The organism is Chromobacterium haemolyticum (assembly GCF_002081825.1).
Lineage (GTDB): Bacteria > Pseudomonadota > Gammaproteobacteria > Burkholderiales > Chromobacteriaceae > Chromobacterium > Chromobacterium fluminis.
Window position 1 is genome coordinate 39,788 of the sequence record NZ_MUKU01000005.1, and the last position, 18,170, is coordinate 57,957.

Genomic DNA, 18,170 nt, shown 5'->3' on the forward strand with positions numbered 1-18,170 from the left:
GGGGATTCTAAGTATCAGGACAATGACGTGACAAGGGCCTGGATCAAATGTTGGCTGCTTGAATGGTGCTGCCTGACCTTATTGTCAGGTGTGGTTTGGGGGGCTGTGCCGTTTTCCAGGCGGGGGCGCACGGCGGCTTACGCCGCCGCGTCGGGTTTGGCGAGAGGGGCTGCTCAGTCCAGCGTATCCATATAGTCCTTGCCGCGCAGCCGGCTGGTTTGTGCCCACGGCAGCGGCTGGCCGGCGGCCAGCGGGCGGATGTCCACGCGCATGCTCTCGCGATGGCGGCCGTCCTGCGAGCGGGACTCCACCCGCAGCGGCAGCGCCCAGCGCGCGCTCCACTGCAATTGCTTGCTGTGGCCGTTGGCGGTCTTGCGATACCAGCGGCTGCCGTCCGCGCCTGCGCTGACGGCAAAGCCTTTCAGCTTGGCGATGTCCACCAACTGGCTGGCCAGGATCCAGGAGCCGTCGAAGCCGACGTCGCCCCATTCGCGCTGACCCACTTGCACCAGCAGCCGCTGTTGCGGCAGGGCGAACTCCAGCCGCGGCTGGCCTTTGGCGTCCAGCCATACGTGGCGGCTGGCGGCGGCGTAGTCGATATGATCGTGGCCGTCTTCCGCGCCATGGTCGTGATCGTGTCCGCCGGCGTGGGCGTTCAGCCGTTCGCGCCAGACGTGCTTGCCCTGGCGGGTCAGTTTTTCCCGATAGCGTATGGTTTTTTCCACGCCGTCGTTGCCGATGGTGACGGTTTCGTAGCTGATGGTGGCCACCAGATCCGGCGTGGCGGCGCGCAGGGCCGGGGACAGGGCCAGCAAGGCCAGCGGCAGCAGGATTTTCATCGAGGTCTTTCTTAATGCGTAAAAGGAGGCTTGCCCGAGGGCAAGCCGAATGGAGTGAATCCGTGACGGCCGCGCCGGGCCTGGAGCGGCGCCGGCGCGGAGCTCATCGCGGGGGCGGGGGTTTAGAGCCTGTTTACGATTTCGCGAGCTAGAGCGAGACAAGGCGAAAACGGCTGAGAAAGCGGAATGTACGCGTGGTACATGAGCATTTTGAGCTTGTACTCACCGTGTAACGCTCCACGACGCGCAGCAGATCGTAAACAGGTTCTTACAGGCCCAGCGCGCTTTTCACCAGGCCAAACACCTTGGTGTTGTCCATCACGCCCTTGAAGCCCTTGGAGCCGGCGCCGCCGGACATCAGCATCACGTCGCCGCCGCCGTGGGTTTCGCTGGACAGGCGGATGCCGGTTTCCTGTTGGTAGTCGTCGCCCATCGCGGTGGCGGAGTCCACCGATACGCGGGTGGCTTTGCGGTTGGGGCCGTTGCCGAATACCAGCGCGGTGTAGGTGGCGCCGTCCGCGTCCTTGGACTCCTTGCCGTCGGCGTAGCCGCGCACGATGTCGTGGATGGGGTTGCCGCGCTTGGCGTAGCCGTTGATGGTCATGGTGTGGTCGTGGTCCGCGGTGACCACGATCAGGGTGTTGTTGAGGTCCACCTTGGCCAGCGCGGTCTTGATGGCGTTGTCGAAGGCGATGGTGTCCTCCAGCGCGCGCTTGGCGTTGGTGCCGTGCAGCGCGTGGTCGATGCGGCCGCCTTCCACCATCAGCACATAGCCGTTGCCGTTGCGGGACAGGGTGTCGATGGCCTTGGCGGTCATGTCGGCCAGGCTGGGCTGGTTAAGATTGTTCTTCACCCGGTCCAGCTCGTAGTCCATGTGGTCCTTGTTGAAGATGCCCAGCAGCTTGTTGCCGGATTGCGGGTTGAAGGCGGCCAGCTCGCTGCCGTTGCTGACCAGGGTGTAGCCCTTGGCTTGCATTTCGGTCAGCAGGTTGCGGCCGTCCGGGCGCTTGCCGCCGGCGGCGGTGGGCAGGAAGAATTTGCCGCCGCCGCCCATCAGCACGTCCAGGCCGGCGCCCAGCTTGGCGTTGTAGCCGGCGCCGCCCGGCACCGCCTGGGCGGCGATGTCGGATTCGGCGTCGCGGTGGCAGACGTGGGCGTAAGTGGCGGCCGGGGTGGCGTGGGTGACGCGGGTGGTGGTCACCGCGCCTATGGCCTTGCCCTTGGCCTTGGCCAGCTCCAGCAGGGTGGTGGCCGCTTGGCCGTTGCCGACGCCGCAGTTGCCGGTGCCGTTGCTGTTGGGGTCGATGGCGCGGGTGTCGGCGGACATGGAGATGACTTCGTTGTTCATCTTCACGCCGGTCATATAGGCGGACATGGACGGCGCGCTGTCGGTGGTTTGCGCGTCGTTGGAGAAGGTTTTGACGCGGGCGGTGCGGGACAGCTGTTCCATGTTCAGCTTGCCGGCTTCACCGTATTTGTAGATGCGCGAGGCGGTGACGGTGGTGGGGCCCATGCCGTCGCCCAGGAAGAAGATCACGTTCTTGGCTTCGCCCGCGGCCTGGGCCGGGAGCGCGTGCAGGGCGGCGGCCAGCGCGGCAACGCTCAGCAGCGGTTTCATCATCGGTTTCATTGCGGTTCTCTTGTATTGGTTTGCGCGGGGTCGGGTGCGGCGTTACAGGGCGGCGGCTTTCTTCACCAGGCCAAACACGTCGATGTTCTCCAGGAAGCCCTGGAAGGCGTCCGAACCCTGGCCGATGGCGCCGATGAAGACATCGGTGCCGCCGTGGGTTTCGCCGCCGGCCGGCATGCGCACCGCGGCTTCCTGGTGGTAGTCGTTGGCGGAGACCGCGGCGTCAGTCAGCGCGGTGGCGGCGTTGCGGTTGCCGTTGACGCGGTTTTCGCCGTTGCCGAAGCCGATGATGGAGTAGGGCATGCCGTCGGCGTCGGTGGCCACGCTGCCGTTGCTATAGTTTTTCACCAGGCCCAGCACGCCCGGGTTGCTGGGCGTGGTCTTGCCGGTGCGCTGGGCGTAGCCGTTGAGCACCAGGGTGTGGTCGTGGTCCGCGGTGACCACGATCAGGGTGTTTTTCAGGTCCGGATCGCGCTGTTTCATCGCGTCGATAGCGGTCTTGATCGCCTGGTCGAAGGCCACGGTGTCCTGCAGCGCTTTCTTGGCGGTGGTTTCATGCAGCGCGTGGTCGATGCGGCCGCCTTCCACCATCAGGAAGAAGCCCTGCTTGTCCTTGCGGTCCGCCAGCATGGAGATGGCCTTGGCGGTCATCTCGGCCAGGCTGGGTTCCTTGGCGGCGTCGCGGTCCAGGTCGTAGCTCATATGGCTGCTGGTGAACAGGCCCACGGCGCGGGTGGTCTTGGCCGGGTCCAGCGCGTTGAAGCCGGTTTTGTCCGCGGCGTAGCCGTAGCCCTTGGCTTTCAGCTCCGCCACCAGGTCGCGGCCGTCGGCGCGCTTGCCGCCGGCGGCCTTGGGCAGGAAGAACTGGCGGCCGCCGCCGAAGACCACGTCCACGCCGTCTTGCAGCTTGGCGTTGAAGAGCGCGCCGCCCGGCACCAATTGGGCGGCGATGTCGGATTCGGCGTCGCGGTGGCAGACGTGGGCGTAAGTGGCGGCCGGGGTGGCGTGGGTGACGCGGGTGGTGGTGACCACGCCGGTGGCCTTGCCGCCGGCCTTGGCCAGCTCCAGCAGGGTGCTGACCGGCTGGCCGTTGCCGCTGCCGCAGTTGGAGGTGAAGTCCGCGGTGGGGGATTTGGCCTGGGTGTTGGTGGACATGGAGATGACTTCGTTGTTCATCTTCACGCCGGTCATGTAGGCGGACATGGACGGCGCGCTGTCGGTGACCTGGGCGTCGTTGGAGAAGGTTTTGACGAAGCCGCTTTCCGGCAGCGTGTCCATGGTCAGTTCGCCGTCTTCGCCCACGGAGTAGATGCGGGCGGCGGTGGTGGTGTTGATGCCCATGCCATCGCCCAGGAAGAAGATCACGTTCTTGGCGACGGGACGTAGGCCCTGGTTGTTGTTGGCGGAGCCGCTGGCGGGGCCGCCGTTGCTGCCGCAGGCGGCCAGGCCGATGGCGGCCGTCGCGGCCAGGGTTAGGCTGAGGGTGCGCATGATGTTATGTTCCGGGCATGAAAAAAACCGGCCCAGCATAGTGGGCGCATGTTTCGGCCAGGAGAGGTTTTGATGAAGATTTTGTTGCGTGGTCAACCGGAAGGACGACTTGAGCGTTGGAGAGCCGCGCTTAGCGTCGCTTGGCGCATAAGGGCAGCAGCCGTTGATAGGCGGCGTTGATTTCCTTGCTTTTGCGTTCCGCCAGTTCGCGCAGCTCCAGGCCCAGAGCGCTGACCTTGTCCGGATGGTATTCCGCCATCCGCGCCCGGTAAGCGGCTTTCAGCTCCTCCGTGGAGCAGGGCCAGGCGATTTGCAGCACTTGGCAGGCGCGTTCGGTATCGGAGATGGGGTTGGTCGGCGGCGCCTCCGGCCGAGAAGGACTCAACGCCCGGCGGATCAGCCAGTAGGCCAACAGGGCAAACAACAGCAGCGCAATCAATCGCATCAACACGGCTCCTTGGTAGGGGGCCGCCCGCGCTTGCGGACGGCATAGCAATATGGAGCGGCGGGCCGGCCGCGGGTTCCCGGCGCGGGGCCACGGTGGGTGAACTATGCCGCCGGCGGGCGGTCCCACCCAGCCCGGTTATGTTCTTTAATTTAGAGCCGCCTGCCGATCCGGGGGGCCGCAGCTCGCAAGGAAAAGCATGCGTTCCACCATCCGTCCGGCCGTTCGCGCCGACATCGCCGCGCTGTTCGACATCCGCACCAGCGTCCGGCAAAACCACCTTTCCATTGAGCAACTGGCCGGTCTGGGCATCACGCCGGAGACGATAGCCGAAACCATCGCCGCCGCGCCCTGCGCCTGGATCGCGGAACAGGACGGCCAGCCGGCCGGCTTCGCCATGGCGGACCTGGACGCCGGCGAAGTGTTCGCCTTGTTCATCAAGCCGGAGTTCGAGGGCTTGGGCCTGGGCCGGCAACTGCTGAGCCAGGCCGAGGCCGCGCTGTTTCAACGCCATCCGGTGATCCGGCTGACCACCGACGGCGACGCGGCCATCCGCGCCAACGGTTTTTATCGGCGCCAGGGCTGGCGGCAGGCCGGCCCGGCCGAGGGCGGGGACCTGTTGTACGAGAAGCGGCGCGAGGGCTGAGCGAGGCGCGCCTCCGGCGACGAGACTGAAGAGCCGGGGGCGTGCCGGATACGCGTGACTGGCAGGTAAAGAGGGAGCGCTTCTTCTTTAAGCGCATAAGCATAAGCCAATATGCCACTACAGCCGCGCCGGCTTTTATATTATGATGCCGGCTCTGCGTTGTTTGCCGCCCCTGTCCGCAACACCCCGTTCCCTGTTTCATGCCAAGACGCCGCGTTTCGCGCGCGCCTTCGTCGTCGACTGTTTTCGGGTGGCCGCGCCAAGTCATAGATGATAGCCGTCCTGGAGTTTTGAATGAGTTTCGCCACCTTATTGCTGTACATCGTCGCCGTCAGCGCCGTGATGATCACCCCCGGTCCGTCCATGTTGCTGGCGCTCAACAACGGTGCCAGTCACGGCATGCGCATCGCCAGTTACGGCTTTGCCGGCGCGGTGCTGTCCGATCTGCTGCTGATCGCGGCCGTGGGCTGCGGCCTGGGCGCGTTGTTGCAAGCGTCTGAACAATTGTTTTCCATCGTCAAATGGGGCGGCGCCGCCTATCTGGTCTACCTGGCCTGGATGATGTGGCGCGCGCCCACCCAGGCGCTGGCCGCCAGCGCCCAGAGCGGCGAGGCCAGCGGCCGCGGCACGTTTTTGCGTTCCCTGGTGGTGGGCTTGTCCAATCCCAAGGGCCTGCTGTTTTTCACGGCCTTCCTGCCGCAGTTCATCCGCCAGGACCAGCCGGCGGTGCCGCAATACCTGATTCTGGCCGTGGTCACCGCCAGCGTGGATTGCGTGATGATGTTCATCTACGCCTACGGCGGTCGTCACGCGATGCGCACCTTCTCCGCCCGCGTGATGGGCTGGATCAACCGCAGCTGCGCCGGCATGTTGGCGGTGTTGGCCATCGGCCTCAGCCTCTACCGCCGTAGCGATATGAGCTGAGCGCGTCGTTTTACCGCCACGGAAAACCCGCCGAATTTGGCGGGTTTTTTTATTTGGGTCTATTGCCGGGGGCGACAAAAAGCCGCCCCTGGGGGCGGCAAGAGGACAATCGCCAAATACAAAGGAGTTGGAAGGACTGAATTTCCGGACCAACACCTTAGTTTAGAACGTTGGTGTGACTGCCATGTGACAGAGGAAGGCCGGTGTTTGTGTTCTTTCTGTCAGTTTTATTGTGGAAACCCGCTGCCTACACCGAACCATGAACCTGCTCGCGAATGGGAGCGGTCACCGGGATGGAGAGAGCAGATGAACGCCGCCAAGCAGATTGGCCGGATGATGGTTTCCGGTGAAAATCCCTACCAGGCGCAGGTGTTGAAGGAATTGGCGCTGGCGCTCTACCTAAAGCAGCCATTCGACATCGACAGCCTTTACCAGATCGACAGCACCTATTTCGACGTGGCGGTGGCACTGATCAACGAATGGCGTTTCGATCATTACATCGCCGCCCGCAGCGAACTGCTGGGCCAGTTGCTGCGTCAGCCTCAGTTGGAGCGCGCGCCCCAGGAATGACGACGCAGCACTGGCATCGGGAGCTTCAGCGCAGCGGCGAAGCGGCCGACGCCGGCGCCCGACGGCGCGCGGCGGGCTCGGCGGCGTCCCGGTACACCCGCACGTAATCCACCACCATCTCCTGCGGCCAGCGCGTGGACGCGTCCGGCGCGCCGGCCCAATCCCCGCCCACCGCCAGATTCAGCACGATGAAGGCCGGTTCTTGCAAGGCGCGCCAGCCGTCGCCGCCGTCGGTTTTCATCGTCACCGTCTGATAGAGCCGGCCGTCGACGAAGTAGCGGATCGCCGCCGGCGACCACTCCACGGCGAAATCGTGGAAACGGTCGTTGAACCAGCCCAGGTCCGGCGTGACATAGGAGGCCGACGCCGTTTGCACCGTCCCGGCCGGCGCGCCGGGTTTGGGCCGGTGCGCGCTGCCCCAGACGGTGGCGTTTTCCGCGCCGGCCTCGCTGCCCACCATTTCCAGGATGTCGATCTCGCCGTAATGCGCGGGCTGATCCCATTGCTGGTTCAGCATCCAGAACGCCGGAAACATGCCCTGGCCATAAGGCAGCTTGATGCGCGCCTCGATCCGGCCGTAGCGCCAGGCGGCCTGGCTGCGCATGCGGGCGGAGGTGTAGTCGCGGCCACCGTAAGCCTGCCGCCGCGCGGCGATATGCAAGGCGCCGTCGCGCACCGTGACATTGTCCCCGGCGGTGTAATACTGCAATTCGTGCAGGCCCCAGGGGCCGGGGCCGGACTCCAGCCGCCACTTGGCGCTGTCCAGCGCCGCGCCGTTGAATTCGTCCTGCCATGCCAATTGCCAATTGGCCGCCGCGGCGCTGCCGCCCAGCAACGCCATGCCCGCGGCGCAGGCCGCTATCTTGTTTTTCATCGCTTGCCTCGCGCGAGTGTGTCCGGCGCTCAGCATAGCCGGAAGCGGGGGCGGCGTAGCGCGGCGGCGCTTGGCAGTTTTACCAAGCGCCGCGGAAACAGACGCGCGGTCGGAGAGTAGGGGCCTTTATCGGCCCGGCTTGAAGTTTTAAAAGCGGGCGGCTGTAAGTTATTGCGCCAACAGGGCATGGCGCGATTTATCGTTGAAGATTAATGCATTGGTCATGAATCGTGCCTGCGCTTTGGGACAGGCGGCCCGGCGATGCGTTGGAGGGGGTTTTCCGCGTGGGTGCGGCTTGCTACTGCCAGGAGGCCTGGGTTTCCAGGAACAAGTCGTGCAGCCGGTATTTGTCCCAGATGAAGGCGGTTTCCTTGGCGAACAAGCCGGCGCGCAAGGCTTGCCTGAGCTTGGGCAGGCCCGGCCGCGCGGCCGGGCTCTAAGAACCTGTTTACGATCTACTGCGCGTCGGCGATACGGCGTTGAAACCGAGCTCAAAATGCTCATGTACCACGAGTACATTCCGCTTTTTCGCTCGTTTTCGCCTTGTCTCGCCCTTGCTCGCGAGATCGTAAACACGTTCTAAGGATATGGCTTCTTTATAGAGCACCGCGGGGAGGGCGGCAGCGGGCTGGGGGCGCGCCGCCGCCTTCTCCGTTTAGCTATGGCGGGACGGCACTTTGCCTTCCAGCTCGGACTTCCGCGTCTGCGCCTGATGCAAGGCGTGCACGCTGTCCACATGGGCAAACACATCGCAGCGCATGGCGCCCAGCGCCATCAATTGCTCGGCGTAGTTGAAAAAGCCCATCCAATAACCACGGGCGTGGCCGGGGTCGTTGAAATCCACATCGCGGGCGATCTTGCCGAGCAGGCCCTGATTCAGCCTATGAGGCTGGTCCTTGAAAAACTGGGCTAGATGGGCGGCGCATTCGCGGCCATAGGCGCAGGCGTCCACGTAGTCGTCGGCGGGCGGCATCTGCCAGTGGTGGGGCTGGCCGCGCAGCGGAAGATAACGGACGAAGGGCAGTTGAGTGGCTTGGTTTTCGTGGGGCTTGAGCCGGTAGAAACAGCGCGGGGGTAGGGTTTGAGACATGTTTGTCTCCTGATTGGGATTGGAACACCGTGCGCCGGCCTGTTTGAAGGCGGCGCGACGACGAATGCAAGAAGCGCTTGCGTCGCCATACGTGGTTTGGGGTTCCAAGCCCAGTGCCGGGGCTTAGCCGGCACTGGGCTATTCTGCTTGGGGCAAGCGTGCGGGTCAAGCGAGTGCAAGGCATAGGACGGGATCGCTCTGGCTGGAGGTGGACGGGACGGTGTCACGTATCGGCTGACATATCGACGCCAGAAAACGTCTTGAGTCTTTACCCTAAACATTGCAGAATCGAGCACCCACTCTCTAACAATTAATACATTCCGCCGATGAACATTCCTCTCCCCCTCGCGCTGCGCGCCTGCGCCGCGTTGTGCTTGTCATGGCCCGCCGTTGTGCCGGCCAAGTCCTTGCCGGTTCAGCCCGCCTCCACCGTGGTCGCCGACTATTTGCAACAGGCCAAGGCCAGTCAGCAACCGGCCGAGCTGCTCAGCTCTGTGGTGGAGGACGGAGTGGAGGTGCGGATGTACCGGATGGTGTCGCAGCAATGGCCGGGAGCCGGCAGCGGCATTGTCAGCAACGCGCCGCTGTGGGAGCAGCAGTACAAGCTGGCTCTGCCTTTGAATCGCAAGCCGGGCGCGCCGGTGTTGCTGTACGTCAACGGCGGCAGCAATCACGCGCAGCCGCCCAAGCTGCCGGACCGCTTGCCGGCGGAAGCGCTGGCGCGCGATCTGGGCGTGCCGGTAGCCGAGCTGTATTTCGTGCCCAACCAGGAATTGCAGTTGGACGAGCAGCCCACCGGCCGCGAAGACGCGCTGGTGGCCTATACCTGGCGCAAGACGGTGGATCAGCCGCAGGCGGAGCGTTTCAGCTCCCTGCACCTGCCGATGACGCAGGCGGTGAGCGCGGCGATGGACGCCTTGCAGCGCAGCCTGCCGGGCAGCGAGCGTTTTGTGGTGGCCGGCGCGTCCAAGCGCGGCTGGGCCACTTGGCTGGCCGGTCTGAACGACAAGCGGGTGCGCGCCATCGTGCCGGTGGTGGCGGATTTCTGGAATGTGCGCGACAACTTCACCCATGTTTACAACAGCTACGGCCAGCAGTGGCCGGTGGCGTTGCGCGATTATCAGCGCAACGGCATCACCGAGGACGTGCTGCAGGGCGGGGCCGGCCTGGACGCCCTGTTGCGGTTTGAGGACGTAGTGAATTACCGCGCCGACATGGCGCGTTTGAGCAAGTACATGATTTCCGCCTCCGGCGATGATTTCGCGGTGCCGGATTCGGCCTGGAGCTATCTACCGGCTTTCACCGGCCCCACCCAGCTGCGCTATCTGCCCAATCAGTCGCACTATGTGAAGGGCGATCAGATCGGCAAGGCCTTGCGGCAGTTCATGCGGCGCTGGCTGGCCGGCAAGCCCATGCCGCGGGCCCAGGTGGACGCGGACCCGGCCAGCGGCAGGCTGCGCGTCAGCGTGGCGGAGCGCGAGGCGGGCAAGGCGACGCTGTGGCTGGCGCATAACCCCGCGAGCCGGGATTTCCGCTTTAACTCCGGCATTCGTTATCAGCCCAAGGGGATAGAGGGCCAGTGCCGCCGCGGCAGCTGCCGCTTCGAGTTCAAGCCGGACGCCTCGCAGCCGGGCTGGCAGGCTTATTTCATCGAGTTCGAAGGACAGGACTTCGCCTGGAGCACGCCGCCCTTGGTGTGGCCGCACGCCTATCCCAACGGCGAGCCGGTGCCGTTTGGCGCGCCGCGTTTGCAATTGGGGCGCTGATCGCGCTTGGGGCGGGCGGTTTGCCGCCTGCGCCTGATCCCGAAGCCGGCTGAGCCGGCTTTTATTTTTACGATGATTTGTATTTTTTAGTCCAGTATGGACTTTTTTATTTACATTCTGGATTGAAAAGTCTACGATGGATTCATTGATCCAATGCGAGTGCCGCCATGCTGTCCCGTTACCAGTCCATCGCCGACGCCATCGCCACCTTGTTCTATCCCTATGCCGAGGTGGTGTTGCACGACCTGGCCACCCAGTCCGTGGCCTATATCGCCAACAATTTCTCCAAGCGCGAGCTGGGCGACGATTCCGGCCTGGACGAGCTGGAAAACACGCCGGACGCGACGGTGATCGGCCCTTACGAAAAACTGAACTGGGACGGCCGCAAACTGCGCTCCATCAGCGTGGTGGTGCGCGACGACGCCGGGGCCGCGCTTGGAATGATGTGCGTGAACCTGGACATTTCGGTGTTCGAGGGCGCGCGGGCGGCGCTGGACTTGTTCCTGTCCGGCAGCAAGCTGGTGGCGCAGCCGGCTTTGTTGTTCGAGGACGACTGGCAGGAACGCATAAACCGCTTCATCCACGGCTGGCTGCAACAGCGCCAGCTCAGCCTGTCCATCCTCAACCGCGAGCATAAGCGCGAGCTGGTGGAGGCGTTGCTGCACGAGGGCGCGTTTCGCGGCAAGAACGCCGCCAACTATGTGGCCAATGTGCTGGGCATGGGCCGCGCCACGGTTTTCAAGCATTTGAAAGAGTTGAAGGAGCAAGCATGAAACTGGATTCCCTGTTTGAGGACATCGCCGCCGCCCATCTGGCCATTCGCCCGCAGGTGTCGGTCACGCCGTTGGAGCACAGCCCGGCCTTGTCCGCCTTGACCGGTTGCGAGGTGTATCTGAAGTGCGAGCATCTGCAGCGCACCGGCTCGTTCAAGTTCCGCGGCGCCAGCAACAAGCTGCGGCTGATGGACCCGGCGGCGCGGCGGGACGGGGTGATCGCCGCGTCCACTGGCAACCACGGTCAGGCGGTGGCGCTGGCCGGCCGCTTGTTGGGTGTGCCGGTGACGGTGTACGCGCCGGCGTCCGCCGCCGCGGTGAAGCTGGACGCCATCCGCGCTTTGGGCGCGGAGCTGAAGCTGGTGGACGGCGATGCGCTGGCGGCGGAGCTGAGCGCCGGCGAGGCGGCGCGGCAGGCGGGCCTGCCCTTTGTGTCGCCCTACAACGATCTGGAGGTGGTGGCCGGCCAGGGCACGGTGGGCATGGAGCTGGCGGAGCAATGCCCGGAGCTGGACGCGGTTTTCGTCTCCGTGGGCGGCGGCGGTCTGATTTCCGGCATCGGCGCGGCCATGCGGCGGCTGGCGCCGGGCGCGGAAATGGTGGGTTGCTGGCCGGAGACGGCGGCCACCCTGCACGCCAGCCTGCAGGCCGGCCGCATCGTCGAGGTGGACGAGGGCGACACCCTGTCCGACGGCACCGCCGGCGGGCTGGAGCCGGGCGCGGTGACCTTCGAGCTGTGCCAGGCCTTGATCCGCCATGGCGCGCTGGTGAGCGAGGCGGACATCCGCGCGGCGCTGCGGCTGCTGGCGCAAACCGAACGCTGGATGGTGGAGGGCGCGGCCGGGTTGGCGCTGGCGGGTTTGCTGCAACTGGCGCCGAGCTATCAGGGCAAGAAGGTGGCGGTGGTGCTGTGCGGCCGCAACATCGTGCTGGATAAGTTTTTGAAGGCGGTGTCATGAAAATCTTCAACAAGGATGAAATCCTGGCGCGGCTGGATCTGGAGCGGGCGGAGGCGCTGCTGCGGCAGGGCTTCATCGCCTATTCCGCCGGGCGTACACAACTGCCGCCGGTCCAGCATTTCGCCTTTGCCGCAGCCAACGGCGATTGCTGCGTGAAATCCGGCTATGTGGAGGGCGAGAGCCTGTTCGCGGTCAAGGTGTCGTCCGGTTTTTACGATAATTCCAAGCGAGGCCTGCCCAGCAATCAGGGCCTGGTGCTGTGCTTCTGCGCCCATACCGGCGCGCCGCTGGCGCTGCTGCGGGACGAGGGCTGGCTCACCGCTTGGCGCACCGCGCTGGCCGGGAGGCTGGCGGCGCGGGTGTTGGCCCCACGCCGGGTGGAGGCGATAGGCATTGTCGGCACCGGTTTGCAGGCGCGCTTGCAATTGCGCGCCTTGCAGGCGGTCACGCCGTGCCGCGAGGCGTGGGTGTGGGGGCGCTCCGAGGCGGCGTTGGCGGCTTTCGCCGCCGAGTTCGAGCCGCTGGGCTACCGGCTGCGGACCACGCTGGACGCGGAGCCGCTGGCGCGCGCCTGCCGGCTGATCGTCAGCTGCACGCCGTCCACCCGGCCCATTCTGCAAGCCGGCTGGTTGCGGCCCGGCACCCATGTCACCGCGGTGGGCGCGGACGCCGCCGGCAAGCAGGAGCTGGCGGCGGAACTGGTGGCCGGCGCGGACCGCATCGTGGTGGACTCCGTCGCGCAGTGCGCGGCTTATGGCGAGGCGTCGCACGCGCTGGCCGCCGGCCTGCTGGACCGCGAACGCTTGGCGGAGCTGGGCCAGGTGCTGGCCGGAGAGCGGCCGGGCCGGCAAAGCGAGGACGAGATCACGCTGGCGGACCTGACCGGACTGGCGGTGCAGGACGCGCAGATCGCCAAATGCGTGCTGGAGGCCCAGGCCTGAGACGCCGTATCGCCGATGCGCGGCAGACTATGAACAGGTTCTCAGGCCGCGTGCGGGAAACCGTGCACCGGCCGCAAGGGCGGCCGGGCGTGGCCGCCCTGTTTTTGCGCCGCCATCAGAAAGCGGGTGTAGTTTTCCTTGCCTATCTGGCGGAAGTTGAATTTGACGGTGTCGGCAGAGAGCGCGACGCCGTCTTTGGCTTGCAGCCGGGCGACGATGTCGGCAATCACATTGTCCGCCTGCTGGCGCAGCGCTGAGCCCGCTTCTTTTTTCAGCATCTCGTTGAGGGTGACGATGGCGGGCGCGTCCGCCAGCCCCATGGCGGACAGGGCGGCGGCGTGCTGGCCGAAGTGCCGCCAGACGATGGCCTGGGAGCCCAGCCTCAGCACGAATTTGAACGGAAAGCCGGTGCGGATGGAGAGCAGCACCGGGTCTAGGCACACCAATTGTTCTATGGAATTGACGCCCTCGGCCGCCAGCGTGGCGGAGATATTGGCGGTGACGCCTTCCAGCTGGATCAACTGGTCGTTTTCCTGCGGTTGTTCCTTGGCGTTCAGGTTCAGCGTCGCCAGCCGGCGCAAGAGCTTGAACAGGGTGTCCATCGGAAAGGCGCCGACGGCGAAGGCGGACACGGTCTGCGCGGCGGAAGCGGCCTCGGCGGACCCGGCGGCGCTGACGGCCGCGCCGATGGGAATGGCCAGCATCATGCGCAGCGCGTACCAGTATACGTCCGCCACATTGAGGCTGCGCTTGCGCACGCTCAGCACCATATCGCTGACCACGAACAGATAGGCGCCGGCGATGGCGGCGCAGACGATCTGCGTGCTGAAGGGCATGACCAGCTGTCCGTTGGCGGCGAGCAGGTAGAGCATGCTCATGCACAGGGTGGCGATCAGCATCAGCGCCATCGGTGTGAGAAAGGCGGCGCGGCCATAGTGCTCGCGGTAGATCTGCTCGAACAGTTGCTCGGCGGCGGCTTCCACTTCTTCGTTTTCCGGCAGCGGCCAGGTGTTCAACTGCGGGTGCTTGTCGGTTCGCGGCTGCCAGAATTGGCGCAGGTAATAGATCAGCGCGCCGTTGTTGAGCCGGTTGCGGAATTCCTCGTAACGGGCGCCCCAGCCTATGACCAGAAAGCGGATCATCGGCGCGCCCACCAGTGCGGTGGCCAACAGGCCTAGCGCGAAATGGCTGACAAGCTGTGAACGGGAGAAAGGCGGCGTCATCAGTAGCGACAGCCCGTACAGCGCGGCGATGTCCAGCAGCAACAGGCCTATCCACAAGCCGTGATATTTCAGGTTTCTCATGATGGCCTCGCTGATTGACGGCGTGGCTACCATGTTAGTTCTCCAGCATAAAATCGCACTCCGTACGAATAACTAGCCGCTTGGGCAGCGTCAACCTTATCGAAAGTCGTGTTGAATCATTGATGTCCGGCCCCTAGCATTTGCCTCGCATTTCATTGGCACGCCAAGGCGCAAGCATGTCTTTGCCGCCGCTCGCCGGACGCCTCCCTTGCCGCCTCCTCCAACCTATCTTCAGGAACGGGACCAGACATGCCGGACATCATCGATTTGAGAAGCGACACCTTGACGCGGATCTGCAAAAGCGACGTGGAGACGCTGGACTTCGCCAAGATAGGCGACGACTGTTACGGCGAAGACCGCTATGTACGCGAGCTGGAGGCGTACTGCGCCGAGCTGTTCGGCAAGGAGGCGGCGCTGTTCATGCCCTCCGGCACCATGAGCAATCAGGTAGGGCTGCGCTGTCTGGCCGCGCCCGGCGACGAAGTCGTCACAGAGGTGGGCTATCACATCAACTTCTTCGAATCCTCGGCGGTCAGCGTCAACAGCGGCCTGGTGCTGAACCCCTACCATAGCGCGGAGGGCATTCTCACCGCCGCCGATGCGTGTATCGCCATCCAGGCCAAGGCGCGCTGGTCCAATCTCTACGCGGCGCCCAAGGTGGTGGCGATAGAAAGCAGCATCAACAGCTACGGCGGCATTGTCTATCCGGTGGACGAGATGAGGCGCATGCGCGCGCTGTGCGACGAAATGGGCCTGAGCCTGTACCTGGACGGCGCGCGTGTACTCAATGCCTGCACCCGGCTGGACATGCCGCCGGCGCGCTACGTGCGGCCGGCGGACATGTTGAACTTTTGCTTCTCCAAGGGCGTGGGCGCGCCGTTCGGCTCCATCCTGGCCGGCCCGGCGGAAAAAATAGAAGCCGCCAGGGTATTCCGAAAATGGCATGGCGGCTGCCTGCATCAATCCGGCTTGATGGCCGGCGTGGCGCTGGACAAGATGCGGCACTGGCAGCGGGTGACGCAGCAGGACAACGATAATGCCGAATGGCTGGGGCGCAGGCTGGGCGAGGCGGCGCGGCTGAAATACCCGGTGGAGACCAATATGGTGTTCATCGAGGCGGCGGACGCCAAGGGCGTTGCGGCGCGCTTGGCTGCGCGGGGCGTGCTGGCGCTGGCCTGGAAGCCGAACCTGCTGCGTTTCACTTGCAGCAGCCTGGTGACGCGGCGGGAGCTGGAGCGGGCGGCGGACATCATACGCGCCAGCCTGTGATCGGCTGACGACATCGCGGCTTCCCGGCCGATTTGCGCGACGCGGTGTACGGCGTAGCGCTGCGCTTGCAATAGTTCAACCAAAAATGTAAATTTCAACATATTGTTGAATTTAAGCGGCCCAAGCCCGGAGAGATTCGCGCTTGGGCCGCTGGCATGAAGGGGAAACAATGTTGCAATTGGAACGGCTCGCGCTGCGTGAATTTCGCGCCGAGGATTTGCCCAATGTGTTTTACGGGCTGTCGCACCCGGAGGTGATCAAGCATTACGGCATCCAATACGCCAGCGAGGAGGACTGCCGCGCGCAGATGCGCTGGTTCGACGACATCCGAGCCGACGGCAGCGGCTTGTGGCTGGCGCTGGAAACGCTGGAGGACCGGCGCTTCCTGGGCGCGGTGGGCATCAGTTCCCGGTCGGAGCAGCACCATTGCGCCGAACTGGGCTATTGGCTGCTGCCGGAACACTGGGGCCGCGGCTATATGCAGGAAGCCTTGCGTGGTTTCCTGAGGCTGGCTTATCGCCGCTTCCCGCTCAACCGCGTCTACGCGCAAGTGGAGGTGGACAATCTGGGTTCCGGCAAACTGTTGCGGAGCGTCGGCTTTACCCTGGAAGGCGTCAGTCGTGAGTGCGAATGGAAAGACGGCCGCTATCTGTCGCTGGCCAATTACGCCTTGTTGCGTGCCGAGCATGAGGCGGAGGGCGGCGGCGATGAGTGAGACGGCACGCAAATACGTGGCGGTGATCCATAAGCGGCTGGAGCCGGGCCGGGCGATGAATGTGCTGGGCCATCTGGCGCTGGCCCTGGCTTGCCGGCTGCGGCGCGCGGACGCGGCGACAAGCCACGTGGACTATGTGGACGCCGACGGCGGCGTGCACCCGGCGATCTCGGCGGATCCCTTCATCGTGCTGCGCGCTGACAACTCCGCCAAATTGGCCCAGCTGCGGCAGGCCGCGGCTGAGGCCGGCGTGGCCTGCGTGGATTTCACCGACACCATGGGGGAGGGCGGCAGCGCAGAACAACTGCGGCGCACCGCGGCCACTCCGGCCACCGCGCTGGAATACTGGGGCGTGGCCTTGTGCGGCTCCGAGGCGGAGCTGGGCGCGCTGACGCGCAAGTTCAGCCTTTATCGTTGAAGGGCGGCGAAATGGCAGAAGAGCAAGCGCGGACGGCGGATCCGTCCCTGGCGGAAAAACAAGCGGTGCTGCGCGCGCTGAGCGCCGTGGTCAAGCTGGCGGGCGGAATGGTGGACGCGCACACCGAGGTGGTGTTGCATGATCTGAGCCGGCCGGAATGTTCCATCGTCGCCATCGAGAACGGCCATGTATCCGGCCGCCGGCTAGGTGATGCCATCCTGGGGGGGCCGGCAGGGGATCGGGGCTTCGCCGCCATCGAACAGGCCATGCGTCAGGGCGGCGCCGAGCCGGCGCTGGTGTCCGGCTACCACACGCTGAGCCGCGACGGCCGGAGGCTGCTGTCCGCCAGCGCCGTTTTCAAGACCGCCGCCGGCGAACCCTTCGCCGCGCTGTGCCTGAACAGCGACCGCAGTCAGCTGGAAGCGGCGCTGGCCTGCCTGCAGGCGCTGGTGGGCCGCGCGCCGCCGCCGCAACGGGCGGCGCCGGAGCCGCCGGCCATGGACGAGGCGATGCAGGACATCATCGCCCAGGCGCTGGAACGCGGCGGCAAGCCGCTGGCGCGGATGAAGAAGGCGGACAAGAAGCGGGCGGTGGCGCAGATGCTGGAGCAGGGCCTGTTCATCGTCAAAGGCGGGGTGGAGCGCGCGGCCGAGGCCTTGGGCGTCAGCCGTTACACCATCTACAACTATCTGGACGAAATTCGCGGCGCGGCGGAGGGGGACGAAACATGAGGATTCCAATCTATCAGGTGGACGCGTTCTGCGACGCGGTGTTCCACGGCAACCCGGCTGCGGTGTGCCCCTTGCCGGCTTGGTTGCCGGACGCCACGCTGCAAGCCATCGCCATGGAAAACAATCTGTCCGAAACCGCCTTCCTGGTGGCGGAGGGCGGACGCATGGCGCTGCGCTGGTTCACGCCCACCACCGAGGTGGACCTGTGCGGCCACGCCACGCTGGCCAGCGCCTGGGTCTTGTTCCATGAGCTGGACTGGAGCGGCGAACGCATCGTCTTCCAGACCCGCAGCGGCGAATTGACGGCGAGGCGCGACGGCGAGCGCATCGAACTGCGCTTCCCCGCGGTGACGCCGCGCCCCTGCGCCGAGCCGCCCGGCCTGCTGGCGGCGCTGGGCCTGGACGCCGGCCAGGTGCTGGCCGCCGACGATTACATCGTGGTGCTGGACGACGCGGCGCGGCTGGCGGCGCTGCGGCCGGACTTCCAGCGGCTGCGCGGCTTGCCCAAGCGCGGGGTGGCGGTGACCGCGCGCGGCGCGGACTGCGATTTTGTCAGCCGATGGTTTGGGCCCGGCGTGGGCGTGGACGAAGATCCGGTCACCGGCTCGGCGCACTGCTGGCTGGCGCCGTACTGGGCCGGCGTGCTGGGAAAGACCCGGCTGCTGGCGCGCCAGGGCGGCGCGCGTCGCGGCAGCCTGGAGTGCCGGGTGGAAGGCGCGGAAGTGGCTTTGCTGGGGCAGGCGAAGTTGTATCTGAGGGGCGAGATTTACGTTTAGGCACGGCGT

19 protein-coding genes are annotated in these 18,170 nt (G+C 65.4%); 12 read left to right on the plus strand and 7 right to left on the minus strand.

The window, feature by feature from the left end:
* Positions 1–173 precede the first annotated feature (173 nt).
* The 4 genes from B0T39_RS04670 to B0T39_RS04685 all read right to left on the minus strand — a co-directional run bounded on the left by B0T39_RS04670 (position 174) and on the right by B0T39_RS04685 (position 4,405).
* Complete coding sequence (locus tag B0T39_RS04670; protein ID WP_081545029.1) at positions 174–839, minus strand: hypothetical protein; 666 nt, start codon at positions 837–839, stop codon at positions 174–176.
* A gap of 268 nt (positions 840–1,107) precedes the next feature.
* Positions 1,108–2,469: an alkaline phosphatase gene (locus B0T39_RS04675; protein ID WP_254894489.1), complete on the minus strand. Its 1,362-nt coding sequence runs from the start codon at positions 2,467–2,469 to the stop codon at positions 1,108–1,110.
* Between the two features lie 42 nt (positions 2,470–2,511).
* Positions 2,512–3,960: an alkaline phosphatase gene (locus B0T39_RS04680; RefSeq protein ID WP_081545164.1), complete on the minus strand. Its 1,449-nt coding sequence runs from the start codon at positions 3,958–3,960 to the stop codon at positions 2,512–2,514.
* A 130-nt stretch (positions 3,961–4,090) separates the two neighbouring features.
* Entirely contained in the window at positions 4,091–4,405 is a 315-nt protein-coding gene (locus B0T39_RS04685) for a DnaJ domain-containing protein (protein ID WP_081545031.1), read from the minus strand.
* A 199-nt stretch (positions 4,406–4,604) separates the two neighbouring features.
* Here B0T39_RS04685 and B0T39_RS04690 point away from each other — a divergent pair, with 199 nt between their 5' ends.
* The 3 genes from B0T39_RS04690 (at position 4,605) to B0T39_RS04700 (ending at position 6,545) form a co-directional block, all read left to right on the plus strand.
* Positions 4,605–5,051 carry a GNAT family N-acetyltransferase gene (locus B0T39_RS04690; protein WP_081545032.1) on the plus strand — a complete coding sequence of 149 codons (447 nt, stop codon included), beginning with the start codon at positions 4,605–4,607 and terminating at the stop codon, positions 5,049–5,051.
* Between the two features lie 294 nt (positions 5,052–5,345).
* Positions 5,346–5,975 (plus strand): LysE family translocator, encoded by a 630-nt coding sequence (locus B0T39_RS04695; protein ID WP_081545033.1) that lies wholly within the window; start codon positions 5,346–5,348, stop codon positions 5,973–5,975.
* A gap of 306 nt (positions 5,976–6,281) precedes the next feature.
* Positions 6,282–6,545: a hypothetical protein gene (locus B0T39_RS04700; RefSeq protein WP_081545034.1), complete on the plus strand. Its 264-nt coding sequence runs from the start codon at positions 6,282–6,284 to the stop codon at positions 6,543–6,545.
* A 25-nt stretch (positions 6,546–6,570) separates the two neighbouring features.
* On the opposite strand, the gene B0T39_RS04705 is transcribed toward B0T39_RS04700, so the two are convergent.
* Complete coding sequence (locus tag B0T39_RS04705) at positions 6,571–7,419, minus strand: glycoside hydrolase family 16 protein (protein ID WP_081545035.1); 849 nt, start codon at positions 7,417–7,419, stop codon at positions 6,571–6,573.
* Positions 7,420–8,074: 655 nt separating this feature from the next.
* Positions 8,075–8,509: a hypothetical protein gene (locus tag B0T39_RS04710; RefSeq protein ID WP_081545036.1), complete on the minus strand. Its 435-nt coding sequence runs from the start codon at positions 8,507–8,509 to the stop codon at positions 8,075–8,077.
* 326 nt (positions 8,510–8,835) lie between these two features.
* Between B0T39_RS04710 and B0T39_RS04715 the strand changes: the two genes are divergently transcribed.
* The 4 genes from B0T39_RS04715 to B0T39_RS04730 all read left to right on the plus strand — a co-directional run bounded on the left by B0T39_RS04715 (position 8,836) and on the right by B0T39_RS04730 (position 12,948).
* The gene (locus B0T39_RS04715; protein ID WP_081545037.1) at positions 8,836–10,275 is read left to right on the plus strand and encodes a PhoPQ-activated protein PqaA family protein; all 1,440 of its coding nucleotides are present in this window, start codon (positions 8,836–8,838) and stop codon (positions 10,273–10,275) included.
* Between the two features lie 167 nt (positions 10,276–10,442).
* A complete protein-coding gene (locus B0T39_RS04720; RefSeq protein WP_081545038.1) occupies positions 10,443–11,048 on the plus strand; it encodes a helix-turn-helix transcriptional regulator in 606 nt (201 codons plus the stop codon).
* Complete coding sequence (locus B0T39_RS04725) at positions 11,045–12,007, plus strand: threonine/serine dehydratase (protein WP_081545039.1); 963 nt, start codon at positions 11,045–11,047, stop codon at positions 12,005–12,007. Before B0T39_RS04720 ends, B0T39_RS04725 begins: the two co-directional genes overlap by 4 nt.
* Entirely contained in the window at positions 12,004–12,948 is a 945-nt protein-coding gene (locus B0T39_RS04730; RefSeq protein WP_081545040.1) for an ornithine cyclodeaminase family protein, read from the plus strand. Before B0T39_RS04725 ends, B0T39_RS04730 begins: the two co-directional genes overlap by 4 nt.
* A 41-nt stretch (positions 12,949–12,989) precedes the next feature.
* On the opposite strand, the gene B0T39_RS04735 is transcribed toward B0T39_RS04730, so the two are convergent.
* Positions 12,990–14,252 (minus strand): hypothetical protein, encoded by a 1,263-nt coding sequence (locus tag B0T39_RS04735; protein ID WP_141111088.1) that lies wholly within the window; start codon positions 14,250–14,252, stop codon positions 12,990–12,992.
* A 249-nt stretch (positions 14,253–14,501) separates the two neighbouring features.
* Between B0T39_RS04735 and B0T39_RS04740 the strand changes: the two genes are divergently transcribed.
* From B0T39_RS04740 to B0T39_RS04760, 5 genes are all read left to right on the plus strand, one after another.
* The gene (locus B0T39_RS04740) at positions 14,502–15,521 is read left to right on the plus strand and encodes a threonine aldolase family protein (protein WP_081545042.1); all 1,020 of its coding nucleotides are present in this window, start codon (positions 14,502–14,504) and stop codon (positions 15,519–15,521) included.
* Positions 15,522–15,690: 169 nt separating this feature from the next.
* On the plus strand, positions 15,691–16,236 hold the full coding sequence (locus tag B0T39_RS04745; RefSeq protein WP_081545043.1) for a GNAT family N-acetyltransferase: 546 nt from the start codon (positions 15,691–15,693) through the stop codon (positions 16,234–16,236).
* Entirely contained in the window at positions 16,229–16,654 is a 426-nt protein-coding gene (locus B0T39_RS04750; protein WP_081545044.1) for a DUF2000 domain-containing protein, read from the plus strand. The genes B0T39_RS04745 and B0T39_RS04750 overlap by 8 nt, the downstream gene beginning before the upstream one ends.
* An 11-nt stretch (positions 16,655–16,665) precedes the next feature.
* Complete coding sequence (locus B0T39_RS04755; RefSeq protein WP_081545165.1) at positions 16,666–17,385, plus strand: helix-turn-helix transcriptional regulator; 720 nt, start codon at positions 16,666–16,668, stop codon at positions 17,383–17,385.
* A complete protein-coding gene (locus B0T39_RS04760; protein ID WP_081545045.1) occupies positions 17,382–18,161 on the plus strand; it encodes a PhzF family phenazine biosynthesis protein in 780 nt (259 codons plus the stop codon). The genes B0T39_RS04755 and B0T39_RS04760 overlap by 4 nt, the downstream gene beginning before the upstream one ends.
* Positions 18,162–18,170 lie beyond the last annotated feature (9 nt).